We start from the raw sequence: 18,090 nt of genomic DNA, 5'->3' as shown, positions 1-18,090 counted from the left end.
CTGTGCGTGGTCTGAGAGGTCCGCCACTGGGCGCCGACCGGAACTCGCGTAACCTGACGAGTCACTCGCCCTTCGTTGCGCGGGCCGGAGACCACCGCTCCTCTCCGGCCGAGTCACGGGGAGTCCCCACCCCGTGAGCCCGCCGAGGGAGAGGAAACACTGGGAGGTACGTACATGTCCGGGACGACCACGGCCGCTGCGCTGCGCCGTCGGGCGGCCGGGGCCGGTGCCAACCGCTGGGTCGTCCTCGTCGTCCTCTGCGTCAGCCTGCTCCTCGTCGCCGTCGACGCGACCGTGCTGCACGTGGCGGTGCCCGCCGTCACCGAGGACCTCCGGCCCGGCGCGATAGAACTGCTCTGGATCGTCGACATCTACCCGCTGGTCTGCGCCTCGCTGCTGATCCTCTTCGGCACGCTCGGCGACCGGGTGGGCCGCAGAAGAGTCCTGCTCCTCGGATACGGCCTCTTCGGCATCGCCTCCGGCCTCGCGGCCCTCGCACACGACCCGCAGGTGCTGATCCTGGCCCGCGCCCTGCTCGGCGTCGGCGGCGCGATGATCATGCCCGCGACGCTGTCGATCCTGCGCCAGGTCTTCCCCGACCGGCGCGAGCGCGCCCTCGCGATCGGCATCTGGAGCGCCGTGGCCGCCGTGGGCGCCGCGGTCGGGCCGCTGCTCGGCGGCTTCCTCCTGGAGCACTTCTGGTGGGGCTCGGTCTTCCTCGTCAACATCCCGCTGATGCTGGTGAGCCTTCCGGTGGGACGGCTTCTGCTGCCCGAGTCCAAGGGCGACGGCAAGGGCCCCTGGGACGTGATCGGCGCGCTCCTTGCGGCGGCCGGGCTGTTCGGTGTGGTGCTGGGCGTGAAGCGGCTCGGCGGCGGGGAGCCGGTGGACAGCGTGTTCACGGTGGCGCCGCTGGTGATCGGTGCGGCAATGCTGGTGCTCTTCGTGCGACGGCAGCGGCGGCGGGCGTATCCGCTGGTGGACCTCAAGATGTTCGCGCGACCGGCGTTCAGTACGTCCGTCGGGTGCATCGTGCTGGCGATGCTCGCGCTGGTGGGGCTCGAACTGATCGCGGCGCAGTATCTGCAGTTGGTGCTGGAGCTGTCGCCGCTGGAGACGGGGCTACGGCTGCTGCCGCTGACCTTCGCCGCGATGGCGGCGGGGCTGGCGGGGGCGCGGATGCTGCGGCGGTTCGGGCCGCGCAGCATGGTGTGCTTCGGGTTCTGCCTGACGGCCGGTGCGGTCGTGCTGCTCACGGCGATGGGGCGGGCGGACAACTCCGCGCTGATGGTGTCCGGTTTCGTGCTGCTCGGGTTCGGGCTGGAGACGACCCTCTTCGGGGCGTACGAGTCGATGCTGAGCGAGGCTCCGCAGGAGCAGGCCGGTGGGGCGGCGGCGGTCGGGGAGACGTCGTACCAGCTGGGCGCCGGGATCGGGATCGCGTTGCTGGGCAGCGTGATGAACGCGGCGTATGCGCCCGCGCTGGAGACCGTGTCGGGTGTTCCGGCGTCGGCGTCCACTGCGGCTTCGCACTCGTTGGGTGAGGCTTACGAGGTTGCCGCGCAGCTGGGCGGGCCGGCGGGGGTTGCCCTGCGGAATGCGGCTCGGGACTCGTTCGTGCACGGGCTGCATGTGACGTTGCTGGTGAGTGCGGGGTTGTTGCTGCTCGGGGCGGTGATGGCGTTGCGGTTGCCGCGGGTCATGCAGTGTGAGGCCGCGGAGGCTGTGGAGTTGCCCAAGCCCAGGGAAGTCGCGGAGTCCCGCGTCTCTGCTTGACCAGGCCTTCTCCCGCCCACGCACCACCCGTTTCCAGTTCGTTGATGGGTGGACGTCTCCTGTGGGGGTGCTCGCCGTTGGCGGCTTGCGGTGAGTGGGTCGCCTTGCTCGGCCGCGATCGCCGGGCTGCCTCTCCCTGACAGTCGGTGCTGCCCCTCCGCGACAGCCAGTGCTGGAAGTCCGTGACAGCCGGTACTGGACGTTCGCGACCCCGCGTCGTAGCGTCGGCGGCACAGTCGTGACTAGCGGCGCTAGTTTTAGTCGTTGCCGGAGGGTCTCCCATGTCCGCGTCCTCGAAACTGCCCCCGTTCGACCCCGCCGACCCCCTCGGCATCGACGACCTCCTGGAGCCCGAGGACCTGGACATCAGGGGCACCGTGCGGGAGTGGGCGGCGGATCGGGTCGTGCCGTATGTCGCCGAGTGGTACGAGAAGGGCGAGCTGCCGGGGATTCGTGAGCTTGCCCGGGAGCTCGGGGAGATCGGTGCCCTCGGGATGTCGCTCAGTGGGTACGGGTGCGCCGGGGCCTCCGCCGTGCAGTACGGGCTGGCCTGTCTGGAGCTGGAGGCCGCCGACTCCGGGATTCGGTCCCTTGTCTCCGTGCAGGGCTCCCTTGCCATGTACGCGATTCATCGGTTCGGGAGTGAGGAGCAGAAGCAGGAGTGGTTGCCCCGTATGGCCGCCGGTGAGGTCATCGGGTGCTTCGGCCTGACCGAGCCCGATCACGGGTCGGACCCGGGCTCCATGCGGACGTATGCCAAGCGGGACGGCTCGGACTGGGTGCTCAGCGGGCGGAAGATGTGGATCACCAACGGCTCCGTGGCCGGGGTCGCCGTCGTGTGGGCGCAGACGGAGGAGGGGATCCGGGGGTTCGTGGTGCCTGCCGACAGCGCCGGGTTCTCCGCTCCCGAGATCAAGCACAAGCTGTCGCTGCGCGCCTCCGTCACGAGTGAACTGGTCCTGGATGACGTACGGCTGCCCGCTGACGCCGTGCTCCCGGAGGTCGTCGGGCTCAAGGGGCCGCTCAGCTGTCTTTCGCACGCCCGGTACGGGATCGTGTGGGGTGCCATGGGTGCGGCGCGGTCCTGTTTCGAGGCCGCTGTCGACTACGCGAAGACGCGGGAGCAGTTCGGCCGGCCGATCGGGGGCTTCCAGCTCACCCAGGCCAAGCTCGCCGACATGGCGCTCGAACTGCACAAGGGGATTCTGCTCGCCCACCATCTGGGGCGGCGCATGGACGCCGGCCGCCTGCGTCCCGAGCAGGTCAGCTTCGGCAAGCTCAACAACGTCCGTGAGGCCATCGACATCTGCCGTACGGCGCGGACGATTCTCGGTGCCAACGGGATCTCGCTCGAATACCCCGTGATGCGGCACGCCACCAACCTCGAATCGGTGCTCACCTACGAGGGCACCGTCGAGATGCACCAGCTCGTGCTGGGCAAGGCGCTCACCGGACTCGACGCCTTCCGCTGAACCCCACCAGACGGGGGGCAGGGCCGGTGAGCGGCCCTGCCTCAGCTCTGGTTGTAGAAGCCGTCCTCGCGGTGCGGCGCGCGCTCGCCGCTGATGATCTCCGTGTCGGCCGGGGTCAGCAGGAACACACGGTTGGACACGCGGTCGATCGAACCGCGCAGACCGAAGATGAGCCCCGCCGCGAAGTCGACGACGCGCTTGGCGTCGGCGGGCTCCATGGCCGTGAGGTTCATGATGACCGGGACCCCGTCCCGGAACAGCTCGCCGATGGCGCGGGCGTCCCGGAAGCTGTCCGGGGTGACCGTGCCGATACGGCGGCCCTTCTCCTCGGCCACGTCCGAGGCCACCTTGACCCTCGGGTCGGTGACCCAGGCGTCCCCGGGCTCGGTCCCTTCGGAGTAGTCGTCGTCGTAGTAACGCTCGTCATCGTTGTCGTCAACGAGGCCCAGCCAGGCACTCGCCTTGCGTACCGATCCCATGGACGCCTCCTCTCACAGCGTTCTTTCTTTCTTTCCTTCCGCATCCCTATGGTCATCCATGATGCGGACGTCGTGCCAAGTGGATAGACGCCGCGCGGGGGGTTTGTGACGGTACTGGTGCACAGCGAATCCGTCGAGAGCCCGTGTCCCCCAAGGGGCATGCCACGTACGGCTGCTGACTGGGAGTGAAATATGATTCTTCGCGGCGTATGGGTGATGCGGGGTGCGTCCGGGTGAACGAGCCGGGAGTCGCGATCGGTACTCCGGTCGGTACGATGCGGCAGCTCAGCGTCTTGGCCACGTTGTAAGAACCTCGGGGGAACGTCGTGTTCGGAATCGTCCGGCCCTGTCGTCATCGGCTCGGAGAGAAGCTCGCCGACCAATGGTTGGCGCATTTGTGCGGGCTTTGCCTCTCCTTGCGCGGGGACCACGGTCAGTTCGCGCGGATCGTGACGAACTACGACGGGCTCCTCATCTCCGTTCTGACGGAGGCTCAGGCCGAGCAGGGCGGCGAACTACGGCGTACGGCGGGACCGTGCCCGTTGCGCGGGATGCGCACCGCGTCCGTCGCCCAGGGCGAGGGCGCTCGGCTCGCCGCCGCCGTCTCGCTGGTACTCGCCTCGGCCAAGGTGCGTGACCATGTGGCCGACGGCGACGGGCTGCTGGCCCGCAAGCCCGTGGCGCTCGCCGCGCGCCGGGTGGCCGCGGGCTGGGGTGCGGCGGGTGCCCGCAGCGGCTCGGCCGTCGGGTTCGACACCGCCGTACTCGTCGACGCCGTGGACCGGCAGGTCGGCATCGAGGTGCTGGCCGGGATCGGGACGTCGATCCTCGAGGTGACCGAGCCGACCGAGACGGCGACCGCCGCCGCCTTCGCCCACACCGCGATCTTGGCCGGACGGCCGCACAACGCCGAGCCGCTCGCCGAGGCCGGGCGCCTCTTCGGACGGCTGGCGCACCTCCTGGACGCCGTGGAGGACCGGGCGGCCGACGCCCAGTCGGGTGCGTGGAACCCGCTGAGTGCGACCGGGACCTCGCTCGCCGAGGCGCGGCGGCTCGCCGACGACGCCGTGCACGGGGTCCGGCTGGCGCTGCGTGAGGTCGAGTTCGCCGACGCCAAGCTCGCCCATCTGCTGCTGGTGCACGAGCTGCGGCGCTCGGTGGACCGGGCGTTCGGCACGGTGCCGACGTGTGCGTCCCATGGGTCCCATCAGCCCGGGCCCTATGGGCAGCCACAGCAGGGGCAAGGTCAGGGCCAGGGGCCGTACGGGGTGCCGCAGAATCCGTATGCCGGTGGCGGGAATCCGTACGCCGGTGACAACCCGTACGCCGGCGGTGGGGGCGCGCCCGGCGGAGGTGGTGCCGGTGGCGGCGGTGGTGACTTCGGCGGGTTCGGCGGTGGGCCGGCCCCTCAGCCGCCGAAGGGGCGGCGGGGGTTCTGGGCCGGCTGCGGGATGTTCTGGCTGCTGTGCTGCACCTGCAAGCTGTGCTGCGCGAAGGAGTACGAGGGCCCGTGGTCCCGTAAGAAGCGCGAGGGCTGCTGCCGTGACTGTGACTGCGACTGCTGCGACGGCTGCTAGCAACGGGGGGCGGCTGGCGCTGCACACCCGGAGAGGCGACTTCCGGACATCCCTGGGGCATGGGGGCCCGATGGGGGTGGAGTTGTGCTGTCTGTCCTTTCCTGTCACCCGGGAACACGTCTGCCGTCGCGATCGCGGCGGGGGAGCGCACCCTGCGCCGAGAGCGGGGCGGCCGGGGCCGATCGTGGCAGCACCGGCCAATTCACGTAGATCGTTCAATGGTTGACGGCCGAAAGGCGCCCTTGCGTCTACCGGCCGTCCGGCCGAATACTCCCCCCAGCGCTTGTCAGGGGCACGACGTGTTCGGAATCCGGACTCGTGGCCCGCTGACTGCGCCTCACGGGCCCCGACCCCACGCGGGCCCCCCGATTTCCCTTGGAGGGAACGACAAGTGAGGATCAAGCGCACCACCCCCCGCAGTGGCATTACGAGACGGACCCGGCTGATCGCCGTTTCCTCCGGCCTCGTGGCCGCGGCCGCGATCGCGATCCCCAACGCGACCGCCGCCGACACCACCACCTTCAGCGCCGCCGAGCTCAAGAGCGCCAGCGGCTCAGTACTGAAGGCCGACATTCCGGGCACCGCCTGGGCCGTCGACAGCAAGACCAACCGCGTCACGGTGACCGTCGACAGCACGGTCTCCCAGGCGGAGATCGCGAAGATCAAGGAGCAGGCCGGCGCCAACGCCGACGCTCTCACGATCAAGCGCACCCCCGGCAAGTTCAGCAAGTTCATCCAGGGCGGCGACGCCATCTATGCGAGTAGCTGGCGCTGCTCGCTCGGCTTCAACGTCCAGGACAGCAGCGGCAACCAGTACTTCCTGACGGCCGGCCACTGCACCGACGGTGCGGGCACCTGGTACTCGAACTCCGGCCGCACCACGGTCATCGGCTCGACCGCGGGCTCCAGCTTCCCGGGCAACGACTACGGCATCGTGCGCTACTCCGGTTCCGTCAGCCGGCCCGGCACCGCGAACGGCGTGGACATCACCCGCGCGGCCACCCCCAGCGTGGGCACCACCGTCATCCGCGACGGCTCCACCACCGGTACGCACAGCGGCCGGGTCACCGCCCTCAACGCGACCGTCAACTACGGCGGCGGCGACGTCGTCGGCGGTCTGATCCAGACCAACGTCTGCGCCGAGCCCGGCGACTCCGGCGGTTCGCTCTACGGCAGCAACGGCACCGCGTACGGTCTGACCTCCGGCGGCAGCGGCAACTGCTCCTCCGGCGGCACGACCTTCTTCCAGCCGGTCACCGAGGCCCTCAGCGCGTACGGCGTCAGCGTCTACTGACGGCCAGTACTCGTGTGACGGCCCGTACTCGTATGACGGCCGGTACTCGTACCACGGTCAGTGCCTGTGTGGCCTGATCCGCAGCCAGCAGCACCGCGAGCCCTCGCACGCAACTGTCGTGCGGGGGCTCGCTCTTGGTCGCGTCGCGGGGTTACCGTCGAAGTGCAGGAAGTGCTCCCCTGTGATGCGCCCACGTCGGACCCCGGGGGGTCGTGATGGTCGAGGAGCTGGTGGCGGCGGGAGTGGCGCTCGCGTCCGCCGGAGTGGTGTACGTGGCGGCGGCAGCGCGGGTCGTCAAGCAGTACGAACGGGGCGTGGTGTTCCGCCTCGGGAAGCTCCGGTCCCAGGTGCGCGGGCCGGGGTTCACCATGATCGTTCCGGGCGTCGACAAACTGCGCAAAGTGAACATGCAGATCGTGACGATGCCCGTGCCCGCGCAGGAGGGCATCACGCGGGACAACGTCACCGTGCGAGTCGACGCCGTCGTCTACTTCAAGGTGACCGCGCCGGCCGAGGCGGTCGTACGGGTGGAGGACTACCGGTTCGCGGTCTCGCAGATGGCGCAGACGTCGCTGCGGTCGATCATCGGCAAGAGTGAGCTCGATGACCTGCTGTCCAACCGCGAAAAGCTCAACCAGGGGCTGGAGTTGATGATCGACAGCCCGGCGGTGGAGTGGGGTGTGACGATCGACCGGGTGGAGATCAAGGACGTCTCCCTTCCCGAGACCATGAAGCGGTCCATGGCCCGGCAGGCCGAGGCGGACCGGGAGCGGCGGGCGCGGCTGATCAACGCCGACGCGGAGTTCCAGGCCTCGAAGAAGCTGGCGGAGGCCGCTCATCAGATGGCCGATGCACCTGCGGCTCTGCAACTGCGGTTGCTGCAGACCGTGATGGCCGTGGCGGCCGAGAAGAACTCCACACTGGTGCTGCCGATTCCGGTGGAATTGTTGCGTTTTCTGGAGAAAGGGGCGCAGGTCGCGGTTTCCGGGCAACAGTCGGGGGGTGTGAAGGGGCGAGCGGAGGGGGGCGTTCCGCATCCCCTTGAATCCCGCTTGGATTCGGGTCATGATTCGGGCCACGAAGGGTCGGATTCAAGACAGGCGTAGACCTTACGCGTTGCTGATGTGTCGATAGCTCGGGGTGTTTGCTGTGCGAAGAAACCGGGTGTGACTGTGCACGGTCAAGGCTGCGGGTGAGTACAGCCGTGTTCTACGCGCGTCCGGAAGTCGACCTTGTGCGCTCCCTATGAGCCCCGAAATAGTGAGTGTTGTTCAACCGGCCCGGGCGTGGCTTTTGTTGTGAGCCGCCTCCGGAGCCGTACGCCTTCCGGTCCGTCGAGGTCCCCACAACCTCTCGGGCCGACCCCCCACAGGAGGACGTGAGTTGAAGCACCGACGCATACCCAAGCGGCGTGCAGCCGTGGCAGGTGCGGGCATCGCCGCACTGGTGGCCGCGGGAGTGACTTTGCAGACTGCGAACGCGAGTGAGACGCCCGAGGCGCCCGCGCTCAAGACCCTCTCGGTCGGCGCGGCCGGAAAGCTCGCCTCGACGCTCGCCAAGGACCTCGGCGCCGACGCCGCGGGTACCTACTACGACGCGCAGACCAAGAACCTTGTGGTGAACGTCCTCGACGAGGCCGCCGCCGACGCCGTCGAGGCGGCCGGTGCCAAGGCGAGAGTCGTCGAGAACTCGCTCGCCGAGCTGAAGAGCGCGCGTACGACGCTCAAGCAGGACGCGACCATTCCGGGCACCTCGTGGGCGACCGACCCCACGACCAACAAGGTCGTCGTCACCGCGGACCGTACGGTCTCCAAGGCCGAGCTGGCCAAGCTGACCGAGGTCGTCGACGGGCTCGGCGCCAAGGCCGAACTCAAGCGGACGAAGGGGGAGTTCAAGCCCTTCATCGCCGGTGGTGACGCGATCACCGGCAACGGTGGGCGTTGCTCGCTCGGCTTCAACGTCGTCAAGGGCGGCGAGCCGTTCTTCCTGACCGCCGGGCACTGCACCGAGGGCATCACCAGCTGGTCGGACTCGGACGGCAACGTCATCGGTGAGAACGAGGTCTCCAGCTTCCCGGACAACGACTACGGGCTGGTCAAGTACACGGCCGAGGTCGACCACCCGAGCGAGGTCAACCTCTACAACGGGTCCTCGCAGGCCATCAGCGGGGCCGCGGAGGCCACCGTGGGTATGGCGGTCACCCGGAGCGGCTCCACCACCCAGGTGCACGAGGGCAAGGTGACCGGGCTCGACGCCACCGTGAACTACGGCAACGGCGACATCGTCAACGGGCTGATCCAGACCGACGTCTGCGCCGAGCCGGGTGACAGTGGCGGGTCGCTGTTCTCCGGGGACAAGGCGGTCGGGCTCACGTCCGGTGGCAGCGGTGACTGCACCTCCGGTGGGGAGACGTTCTTCCAGCCGGTGACCGAGGCGCTGTCGGCCACGGGTACTGAGATCGGCTGACGGTTCGTCGATTCTTCGTGAGGTCCCGCCCTTCGTATGGAGGGCGGGACTTTGCGTGTTGGGTGCGGGTTTCGTCTCGTATGCCTGCGGCGCCTGTGCGGGTTCGGTGGGGGCGTGCGTACCTCCGTGCGTTTCTACGGCGTCCTGGGCGCCGTGCGGCCGGCCGTTCGCAGTGATGCCGCCAGGAGTGTGACTACGATCCCTGCCGCCGCCCACGCCGACAGCACCAGCAGTGATGCGGTCATGTCGTTGCCGTCGAAGTAGGCGATCGAGCGTGTGGCCCAGGTGCCCGCGCCGGGCGGTAGTGCTGGGCCGATGTCTCGCCAGAACGGTGGGAGCAGGGGTGGTGGGAGGGCGCCGCCTGCGCTCGGGTTGCCCAGGATGACGACGATCAGGATGACCAGGCCGATGCCGGCCATGCCGAAGACGGTCTGGAAGGCGAGTGTGGCCGCGCCGACCGCGAAGATGATCAGGGCGCCCAGGCCCCAGAGGGCGGCGATGCCGCCGGGCAGGGCGTTGAGGATCGGGCCCACGATCAGGGCGCCGCCGAGGCCGCCGATCAGTGCGACCACGGCCATGGCGATGAGACGGATCACCGAACGTCTTGGGGTGGGGCGGCCGGCGCCCGAGCTGATCGTCATGATCGACGCGCACAGGTAGCCGCCCACGCACCAGCCCACGGTCACGTAGAAGGACGTGAGTCCGTTGGCGTCGTGTGGGTCGGCGGGGGCCGCGTCGAGGGTGCGCAGGGTGCGTGCCTCGGATTTCTCCAGGGTGGTGACGAGGGTCTCCAGGGTGGTGGCCAGCACCCTTCCGCCGCCGGTGGCGACCAGGAGGGTGTCGGTGGTGCCGGTCGGGTCGATCAGCAGGGCGCCGTCGATCTCCCGGTTCAGGATCTGCTCGCGGGCCGTCCGCTCGTCGGGCAGGGCGCGTGGGTCGAGTGGGTCGCCGGGGAGGTTCTCCAGCCGGGTCACCGACTGCTGGGCGGCGGCCCGGGGGGCCACGACTCCGAAGGGCACGTCCTTGGGCCTCGGGTCGTGGAGTGCGCCCACGTAGGAGGCGATGAAGAGCAGGTGGAGGATCACCACACCGGTCACGAGCAGGGTGGCTCGTGGGGTGACCGCGTCCTTCACTTCGGCGAGGAAGGGGCTGCGGGGAGTGTCGGCGCCGGTGGTCTGCGTCATGCCCCCACGGTCTGGGGCCTGTGGTGTTCGTGCAGGTGGGAGGCGGCCGAATGGATGCCGTACGGATGTTCTGTGCCGTGTTCCTCCCTCAACTGCTCCGCCCGGCCGGGGAGTCGGTGGAACAGGGGCTTGTTTCGATCGCTGTTCGACTCTCAAGAATCGATGACGTGTTCGAATGCGGGTCGCTGACCGGGCCTGATCGGGTTAGAGTAATCGAACGCGAGTACGATGAACATATCGGGCTTATGGCTCAAAAGGGGTGGAGTGATGGAGGTGCGGCATGGAGGGTTTCGCCCACGTGCACGTCGCGTCCGGTTACTCCGCCCGCTACGGCGCATCCCACCCCGAACAGCTCGTCCGGCGGGCGGCCGAGCGGGGGATGGCGGTGCTCGCGCTCACCGACCGGGACACGGTCACCGGGGCTGTGCGGTTCGCGAAGGCGTGTGCGGAGGCCGGGGTCCGGCCGGTTTTCGGCATCGACCTGGCGGTGGAGGCTCTTGCGCCCCCGCCACCCGGCCGGCGCCGCCGCACCCCGGCACGCGGCGGTGCGCACGTCGTCGAGCCGCCGCTGCGGTTCGTGCTGCTCGCCCAGAACCGGGCGGGATGGGCGCGGCTGTGCCGCATCACGTCGGCCGCCCATGTCGGCGCCCTGTCCGGTACGCCGCCGGTGGTGCCGTGGGAGGCGTTGCGTGAGTACGGCGGTCCCGGGCTGGTGGCCCTGCTCGGGCCGCTGTCGGAGCCGGTGCGGGCGCTGTCGGTGGGGCGGGAGGACGTCGCGGTGAAGCTGCTGGCGCCGTGGAAGGAGATCTTCGGGAGGGGAGTCCGGCTGGAGGTTGTCGCGCAGAAACGTTTTGGCACAGGTCCGGGGTCGCTTCGGCTGGCTGCCCGGACCCTGGCGCTGGCCGATCGCACCCGCACCACCGCGGTGCTCTCCAACGCCGTCCGCTACGCCGATCCCGAGCAGCATCGGCTTGCCGATGTCCTGGACGCCGCCAGGCTGCTGCGGCCGATCGACCGACGCCACCTGGACAGCGGGCAGCGCTGGCTCAAGGACGAGAGGGCGATGACGGTCGTCGCACGGATGGTCGCCGAGTGCGCCGGAGGGGATGCCCGGCGGGCCCGCCGCCTGCTGGCGGACACCGCTGCCACGGCGGCCGAGTGCACCGTCGACCCCGGAGCGGACCTCGGGCTGGGCACGCCGCACTTCCCGGAACCGTCGCTCTTCGGCGCCGGGCCCGGAACGGGAGGAGCCGCCCAGCTGCTGCGCCGGCAGTGCGAGGCCGGCATGGCCCGGCGTGGCCTCGACCGCGACCGGGCGGCGCTCGACCGGCTGGACGAAGAGCTCAAGGTGATCTCCGCGCTGGACTACGACTCGTACTTCCTCGCCATCGGACAGGTGGTGGCCGACATCCGGGCCAAGGGCATCCGGGTCGCGGCCCGCGGCTCCGGTGCCGGGTCGATGGTCTGCCACGCGCTGGACATCGCCACCGCCAACCCGCTCGACCACCGTCTGCTGTTCGAACGCTTCCTGAGCGTGCGCCGGGCCTCGCTGCCCGACATCGACATCGACGTGGAGTCCGCCCGGCGCCTGGAGTGCTACGACACGATCTTCGAGCGGTTCGGCAAGGAACGGGTGGCGGTCACCGCCATGCCCGAGACCTACCGGGCCCGCCGGGCCCTGCGGGACACCGGTCTCGCGCTGGGGATCGAGCCGGCGGACGTCGACCGGATCGCCAAGAGCTTCCCGCACCTGAGGGCCGCCGACATCACCGGCGCCCTCGCCGAACTGCCGGAACTGCGGCAGCTGGCGGGCGAGGCGGGCCGGTACGGGCCGTTGTGGGAGCTCGCCGAGGGCCTCGACTCCCTGGTCCACGGCATGGCCATGCACCCCTGCGGCGTGGTCATCAGCGACGCCACCCTCCTGGACCGGCTGCCGGTCCAGCCCACCCCGCAGGGCGACTACCCCATGGCCATGGCCGCGAAGGAGGAGATCGAGGCGCTGGGCAACATCAAGCTGGATGTTCTGGGTGTGCGCATGCAGTCCGCGATGGCCCACGCCGTCGCCGAGATCGAACGGACCACCGGCAACCGCATCGACCTGGACGACGCCGAGCAGGTGCCGCTCGACGACGTCTTCGCGTTCAAGCTCATCCAGGAGAGCCAGACCCTGGGCCTGTTCCAGCTCGAGTCGCCAGGCCAGCAGGACCTGCTGTCGCGGTTGCAGCCGCGTGATGTGCAGGACGTCATCGCCGACATCAGTCTCTTCCGGCCCGGGCCGGTCGCCGGCGGCATGCCCGAGCGGTACATCGCCGCCCGGCACGGCGGCAGACCGTCGTACGCCCATCCGGACCTGGAGCCGGTGCTCGCCGACACCTACGGCGTGACCATCTGGCACGAGCAGATCATCGAGACACTGCATGTGATGACCGGCTGCGACCGGCCCTTCGCGGAGATCACCAGGCGTGCACTCGGCGACAAGGAGCAACTGCCCGGGATCAAGGACTGGTTCCACGAGCGGGCACGCGCGCGTGGCTACAGCGCGCCCGTCCGGGACGAGGTCTGGAAGACCATCGAGGCCTTCGGGGCGTACGGCTTCTGCCGCGCCCACGCGGTCGCCTTCGCCGTACCGGCGCTGCAGAGCGCCTGGCTCAAGGCCCACTACCCGGCGTTCCTGCTGGCGGGCCTGCTCGAGCACGACCCCGGGATGTGGCCCAAGCGGGTGCTCGTCTCCGACGCCCGTCGCCGTGGTGTGCCCGTCCTGCCCGTCGACGTCAACCGCTCCCAGGTGAGGCACACCGTGGAGAAGGCCGTCGGAGACCAGTGGGGTGTACGTCTCGCCCTGTCCGCGGTGCACGGCATCAGTGAGGACGAGTGCGCGCGGATCGAGGAGGGGCAGCCGTACGGATCGCTGTCGGACTTCTGGCAGCGGGCCCGTCCCAGCAGGCCCGTCGCCGAGCGCCTCGCGGAGATCGGCGCCCTGAACCCTCTGCACGACGGCCGGCTCACCCGGCGTGATCTGCTGCTCCAGATCGCCGAGTTGCACCGGCAGTCCCGCACCCGGTCCGCGCACGAGGGCCAGCTGCCCATCGTCGCGGGCGCCGTCGGCGGGGCGGAGCCGAGCGGGCTGCCGGAGATGACCGGGCGGGAGGCGCTGAGCGCGGAGCTGAGCACGCTCGGCATCGATGTCTCCAGGCATCTGATGGAGCACCACCACCGGCTGTTGCGGGAGATCGGCGCGACCGACGCGGCCCATCTGGCCGGACTGCGTGCCGGTCAGCAGGTCCTCGTCGCCGGCGTACGGGCCTCGACCCAGACCCCGCCGATCGCGAGCGGCAGGCGCATCATCTTCGTCACCCTGGAAGACGGCTCCGGCCTGGTCGACCTGGCCTTCTTCGAGGACTCCCACCCGGCCTGCGCGCACACCGTCTTCCACAGCGGGCTGCTGCTGGTACGCGGCACGGTACAGGTGCGCGGCACCCGCCGTACCGTCGTGGGCACCATGGCCTGGGACCTGGACGAGATCGCCGCCGCCCGCCGCGACAACGGTCCCGAGGCCGCGCTCGCCCTCCTCGGCGAGACCCGTCCGCACCCGACCCCCGCCCAGCCGCACCGCACCCTGGTCAACGGCACGACAGGGGCCCGGTTGCATCCGTACGCCGACCTGCAGCCCGCCGGCACCCGCTCGGCCGATCTGAAGAAGTTCGGTCACCGCAGTTCGGGGAGCGCGGGATGAGTACACGTCAGCGGCACATCGCCCACCTCCATCTGCACGCGGCGCTCACCGAGGCCCAGTACGGTGATGTAATCGAACTGATGTCCGGTGTCACGCCTCATGTGCAGGCCGTTCCGCCCGACGCCGTCCAGCTCGACCTGACGTCGGCGCTCAGGTACTTCGGCCTCTCTCCCTACGACCTGGTCCAGACGACGATGATGAGACTGAAGCTCCTCTACGGCATCGACTGCAGCGCCGGGCTCGCGGGCAACCGGATGCTGGCGGCGATGGCGGCCGACGCGTCCGCGCCGGGCGAGACCACCTGGGTCCCCGCCGAGCGGGCCGCCGACTGGCTCCACCCCCGCCCGGTCACCGCGCTGCCCGGTATCGGCCGCGCCACGGCGTCGACGCTCGGCAGATACGGCCTGCACACCATCGGTCAGATCACCGACCTGCCCTCGGGGACCCTGCAACGGCTCCTCGGCGCCGGCCAGGCACGGCTGCTGGCCGAGCGCGCCCGTGGCCACGACCCGCGCCCGGTCACCCCCGCGGAACCGGCGGAGCACCTGATCGCCGACCTGGTGCTGGAACGGGACTGCCTCGATCCCGCCGGGCATCACCGTGCGGTCCTGGGGCTCGCCGAGCAGCTCGGCGGGCGCCTGCGCGGCGAAGGGCGGATCGCGAGCCGGCTCACCCTCACGGTGCGGTACGCCGACCGCAGTGCCAGCACGCGCACGCGTGCGCTGCCGGAACCCACCCACCACTCACCCGCCCTCGCCGCGACCGCACTCGGTCTGCTGACCTCCCTCGGACTGCAGCGGGCACGCGTCCGCGCCTACGCGATCCGCGCCGACGGTCTGCTGCCGGCCGAGAGCGCCTACTGGCAGCTCTCCCTGGATCCCGGCGACGCCCGGGCCCGCGCGGCGGAAGCCGCCGCGGACCGCGCCCGCCGGCGCTTCGGGCCGCAGGCCGTACGGCCCGCGACGCTTGCGGACTGATCACGTGCACCGGGAACGCCGTCCCCCGACGCCGGCCGCCAAGGCCTTCCGGCGGTCGGAAACGGTGGGGCAGGCCCTGGGCCGGGTGAATCCAAATGCCCGCGGGATACGAACCGAACCCGGGGGCCGATCCGCGACTGGCGGATCAAACCCCTTCACGAGTACGGAAGTTGTACGGAAGTTGCGGCACCAGAGCCCGGGGAGTGCGGGATGACGATCCTCTGCGTACGTTTCCACCTGCCGCCGGCGGGCGAGGCGGCGGCCCTGCCGGGGCTGCTCGGGTTACTGGAGGACTTCACGCCGGTCGTGGAGGCGCTGCCGCCGGACGGGGCGCTGGCCGATCTGCGCGGTGTCGAGCGGCACTTCGGGCGCGGTGTGGTCGAGCTGGCCTCGGTGATCCGGGCACGCGCGCTCGCCCATCACGGGGTCGACTGCGCGATCGGCGCCGGACCGGGGCCGATGCTGGCCCGCGTGGCGCTGCGGGACGCCCGGCCGGGGGAGACATGTGCCGTCCCCGAGGGCGCCGTCGCGGAGTTCCTCGCCGGGAAGCCCGTCGCCGCGCTGCCCGGCGTCGGCGCCGCGACCGCCCGCACCCTGCGCGAGTACGGCCTGGACACCCTCGGCCTGGTCGCCGCCGCACCCCTGTCCAGGCTCCAGCACCTGGTCGGCCCCGGGGCCGGCCGCGAGCTGCGCGAGAAAGCGAGCGGGATCGACCGGGGCCGGGTCGTCCCGAACGCCGTGGCGCGCTCGCTGGTCACGGAACGCCCCTTCACCCGCGAGGAGCCGGACTCCGCGGGGCACCGCCACGTCCTGCTCTCGGCCGCCGAGGAACTGGGCGCCCGGCTGCGTGCCCTCGGCAAGGTCTGCCGCGCTCTGACCCTCACCGTCCGCTACACCGACTGCTCCTCGACGACCAGCGGTCGTAGCCTGACGGAACCGACGGCCGACCCCGCCGCGCTGACCAGGGCGGCGTACGACATGTACGACGCCCTCGGCCCCCGCCACCCCCGCGTCCGTGCCCTCGCCCTGCGCGCCGAGGACCTCGACCTCGCCGAGCGGGCCGCCGGTCGGCCCACCTTCGACCCGCTCGCCGCCCAAGGCTCAGTTCGCCCACGGCGGCGTGATCCGCGTGCCGTCGGCCAGCTCCGCCGTCAGGCCTATGGACGTGGTGACCCAGGTGACGGCGGTCCGGTCGGCCGGGTTCTCGATGGTCAGCGTCGCGCCGGGATTGATGATCAGGGTGTCGCCCGAGCTGATCCGTGCGGTGCGGTCGTCGAGCGTGATCAGCAGCTCGCCGGCGAGCAGGTGGAGGATCTCCTCCCGGCTGACGGTGTGCGCGGGCGCCTTGGTGCCCGCCGGTATCTCGCCGCGCCAGGCGCACAGCTCCTTGCTGCCGGTGCGGGGGGTGGCGTACGAGACGAATCGGGCGCCGTGGATTTCGTGGGTGACGGCTTCGGACGCGCGGATCACGGGCATGTGGGCTCCTGTGGGTAACTGGTCAAGTAGCTTGACTATGCGGGCTGGAGTTATGGTCAAGCCGCTTGACCAATTCGTCAAGGGTGTTTCAATGCCTGCGTGCGCAACTCCGAAGCCATGGCCCTGTCCGCAGCCCTGCTCGCCGTCGCCGGTGAGCTCACGCAACGCATCCATGACGGCGTGGTGGCCCGTGGCTTCGAGGGGCTGCGGCCCGCGCACGGCTTCGCGTTCGCCCGGCTCGCCCCGGACGGCGCCACGGTCACCGACCTCGCCGGCCATCTCGGTGTGACCAAGCAGGCCGCCAGTCAGCTCGTCGACGAGATCGTGCGCAAGGGGTACGCCGAGCGCCGGCCGCATCCGGAGGACGCGCGTGCCCGTCTGGTCGTGCTGACCGAGCGAGGGTGGGCCTGTACCCGTGCGGCCGAGGAGGCGGCCGCGGACGCCGTGCGGGCGTGGGGTGATGCGCTGGGCGAAGGGGAAATGCGCACGTTGCTCGAGCAATTGGCTCGCATCGCGCCCAACGGGCCCATTCGGCCCGCCTGGTGACGGTCCATCAGTGATGATGTTCCGCCGCTGACTATCACTGGAGGTTTTTACTGACGCGTAACTTCACACGTCTACTACTCGCCCGTAACTTGACGAGTGAACAGCATCCTCGTGATCCGGATCACAGGGCGTAAGGCAGTCGCACCTCCCTTGAGCCGCAAGGAGATCACCCGATGCTGCCCTGGAAACGAGTGCTCAGACCCCTGGCCGCGCTGCTGCTGACCGCCGCGGTCGCCGTCGTCCCCACCGCCACCGCCGCCACCGCCGCCCAGGCGGCCGAAGCGACGGCGACCTCGAACAGTGGCTGGAACGACTACTCCTGCAAGCCGTCCGCCGCCCATCCCCGCCCCGTCGTCCTCGTGCACGGCACCTTCGCCAACTCCGTCGACAACTGGCTCGGCCTCGCCCCCTACTTGAAGAACCGGGGCTACTGCGTCTTCTCCCTCGACTACGGCCAACTGCCGGGCGTGCCGTTCTTCCACGCGCTCGGCCCCATCGACAAGTCGGCGGAGCAACTGTCCGCCTATGTCGACAGAGTGCTCGCCGCGACCGGCGCCGCCGAGGCCGACCTGGTCGGCCACTCGCAGGGCGGCATGATGCCCCGCTACTACCTCAAGTTCCTCGGTGGCGCCGCCAAGGTGAACGCCCTGGTCGGCATCGCGCCCAACAACCACGGCACCACGCTGGCCGGACTCACCAACCTGCTGCCGTACTTCCCCGGCGCCGAGGACCTGCTCTCCACCGCCACTCCCGCCCTCGCCCAGCAGGTTGTCGGCTCCGACTTCATGACCAGGCTCAACGCCGGTGGCGACACCGTCCCCGGCGTCCGTTACACGGTCATCGCCACCAAGTACGACGAGGTGGTCACGCCGTATCGAAGTCAGTTCCTCAGCGGGCCCGACGTGAAGAACGTCCTGATCCAGGACCTGTGCGCGGTCGACCTGTCCGAGCACGCGTTCCTGGGTCTGACCGACCGGATCGCCTTCCACGAGGTGGCCAACGCTCTCGACCCGGCCCGTGCCACCCCGACCACCTGTGCGTCGGCGATCGGCTGAGATCGGCTGAGCACACACCGCCGGGGCCTGACCGGCCTGAGCCGCCGGTCAGGCC

13 protein-coding genes and 1 pseudogene are annotated in these 18,090 nt (G+C 70.3%); 11 read left to right on the top strand and 3 right to left on the bottom strand.

The window, feature by feature from the left end; all coding sequences use genetic code 11:
* Positions 1–174 precede the first annotated feature (174 nt).
* Together IF78_RS0132945 and IF78_RS0132940 are read left to right on the top strand one after the other, a co-directional pair.
* The gene (locus tag IF78_RS0132945) at positions 175–1,776 is read left to right on the top strand and encodes an MFS transporter (protein WP_031486207.1); all 1,602 of its coding nucleotides are present in this window, start codon (positions 175–177) and stop codon (positions 1,774–1,776) included.
* 281 nt (positions 1,777–2,057) lie between these two features.
* On the top strand, positions 2,058–3,248 hold the full coding sequence (locus tag IF78_RS0132940) for an acyl-CoA dehydrogenase family protein (RefSeq protein WP_031486206.1): 1,191 nt from the start codon (positions 2,058–2,060) through the stop codon (positions 3,246–3,248).
* Between the two features lie 41 nt (positions 3,249–3,289).
* Here IF78_RS0132940 and IF78_RS0132935 read toward each other — a convergent pair whose 3' ends face one another.
* Positions 3,290–3,727, bottom strand: coding sequence for a cell division protein SepF (locus IF78_RS0132935; protein WP_031486205.1), 438 nt, complete (start codon positions 3,725–3,727; stop codon positions 3,290–3,292).
* A 326-nt stretch (positions 3,728–4,053) separates the two neighbouring features.
* On the opposite strand from IF78_RS0132935, the gene IF78_RS0132930 reads away from it, so the two are divergent.
* From IF78_RS0132930 to IF78_RS0132915, 4 genes are all read left to right on the top strand, one after another.
* On the top strand, positions 4,054–5,304 hold the full coding sequence (locus tag IF78_RS0132930) for a DUF5685 family protein (protein WP_031486204.1): 1,251 nt from the start codon (positions 4,054–4,056) through the stop codon (positions 5,302–5,304).
* Positions 5,305–5,695: 391 nt separating this feature from the next.
* Positions 5,696–6,598, top strand: coding sequence for a S1 family peptidase (locus tag IF78_RS0132925; protein ID WP_031486203.1), 903 nt, complete (start codon positions 5,696–5,698; stop codon positions 6,596–6,598).
* 215 nt (positions 6,599–6,813) lie between these two features.
* Positions 6,814–7,704 carry a slipin family protein gene (locus IF78_RS0132920; RefSeq protein ID WP_037641807.1) on the top strand — a complete coding sequence of 297 codons (891 nt, stop codon included), beginning with the start codon at positions 6,814–6,816 and terminating at the stop codon, positions 7,702–7,704.
* Positions 7,705–7,981: 277 nt separating this feature from the next.
* Positions 7,982–9,064, top strand: coding sequence for a S1 family peptidase (locus IF78_RS0132915; RefSeq protein WP_031486201.1), 1,083 nt, complete (start codon positions 7,982–7,984; stop codon positions 9,062–9,064).
* 134 nt (positions 9,065–9,198) lie between these two features.
* Here IF78_RS0132915 and IF78_RS0132910 read toward each other — a convergent pair whose 3' ends face one another.
* Positions 9,199–10,248, bottom strand: a complete 1,050-nt coding sequence (locus tag IF78_RS0132910) for an ABC transporter permease (protein WP_031486200.1) — start codon at positions 10,246–10,248, stop codon at positions 9,199–9,201.
* Positions 10,249–10,528: 280 nt separating this feature from the next.
* Between IF78_RS0132910 and IF78_RS0132905 the strand changes: the two genes are divergently transcribed.
* The 3 genes and pseudogenes from IF78_RS0132905 to IF78_RS0132895 form a co-directional block, all read left to right on the top strand.
* A complete protein-coding gene (locus IF78_RS0132905; RefSeq protein ID WP_031486199.1) occupies positions 10,529–13,981 on the top strand; it encodes a DNA polymerase III subunit alpha in 3,453 nt (1,150 codons plus the stop codon).
* Entirely contained in the window at positions 13,978–14,958 is a 981-nt protein-coding gene (locus IF78_RS0132900; protein WP_031486198.1) for a DNA polymerase Y family protein, read from the top strand. Before IF78_RS0132905 ends, IF78_RS0132900 begins: the two co-directional genes overlap by 4 nt.
* 210 nt (positions 14,959–15,168) lie before the next feature.
* Positions 15,169–16,047, top strand: a pseudogene (locus tag IF78_RS0132895) (DNA polymerase Y family protein); the annotation flags it as partial.
* A 12-nt stretch (positions 16,048–16,059) separates the two neighbouring features.
* On the opposite strand, the gene IF78_RS46710 reads toward IF78_RS0132895, so the two are convergent.
* Positions 16,060–16,434 carry a cupin domain-containing protein gene (locus IF78_RS46710; RefSeq protein ID WP_078662672.1) on the bottom strand — a complete coding sequence of 125 codons (375 nt, stop codon included), beginning with the start codon at positions 16,432–16,434 and terminating at the stop codon, positions 16,060–16,062.
* Between the two features lie 99 nt (positions 16,435–16,533).
* Between IF78_RS46710 and IF78_RS0132890 the strand changes: the two genes are divergently transcribed.
* Together IF78_RS0132890 and IF78_RS0132885 are read left to right on the top strand one after the other, a co-directional pair.
* On the top strand, positions 16,534–16,980 hold the full coding sequence (locus IF78_RS0132890) for a MarR family winged helix-turn-helix transcriptional regulator (protein WP_031486196.1): 447 nt from the start codon (positions 16,534–16,536) through the stop codon (positions 16,978–16,980).
* 173 nt (positions 16,981–17,153) lie between these two features.
* Positions 17,154–18,035 (top strand): esterase/lipase family protein, encoded by an 882-nt coding sequence (locus tag IF78_RS0132885; protein ID WP_031486195.1) that lies wholly within the window; start codon positions 17,154–17,156, stop codon positions 18,033–18,035.
* Positions 18,036–18,090: the final 55 nt, after the last annotated feature.

The sequence above is a fragment of the Streptomyces bicolor genome, from assembly GCF_000719285.1.
Lineage (GTDB): Bacteria > Actinomycetota > Actinomycetes > Streptomycetales > Streptomycetaceae > Streptomyces > Streptomyces bicolor.
This window is presented reverse-complemented; position numbering and strand designations above follow the sequence as displayed.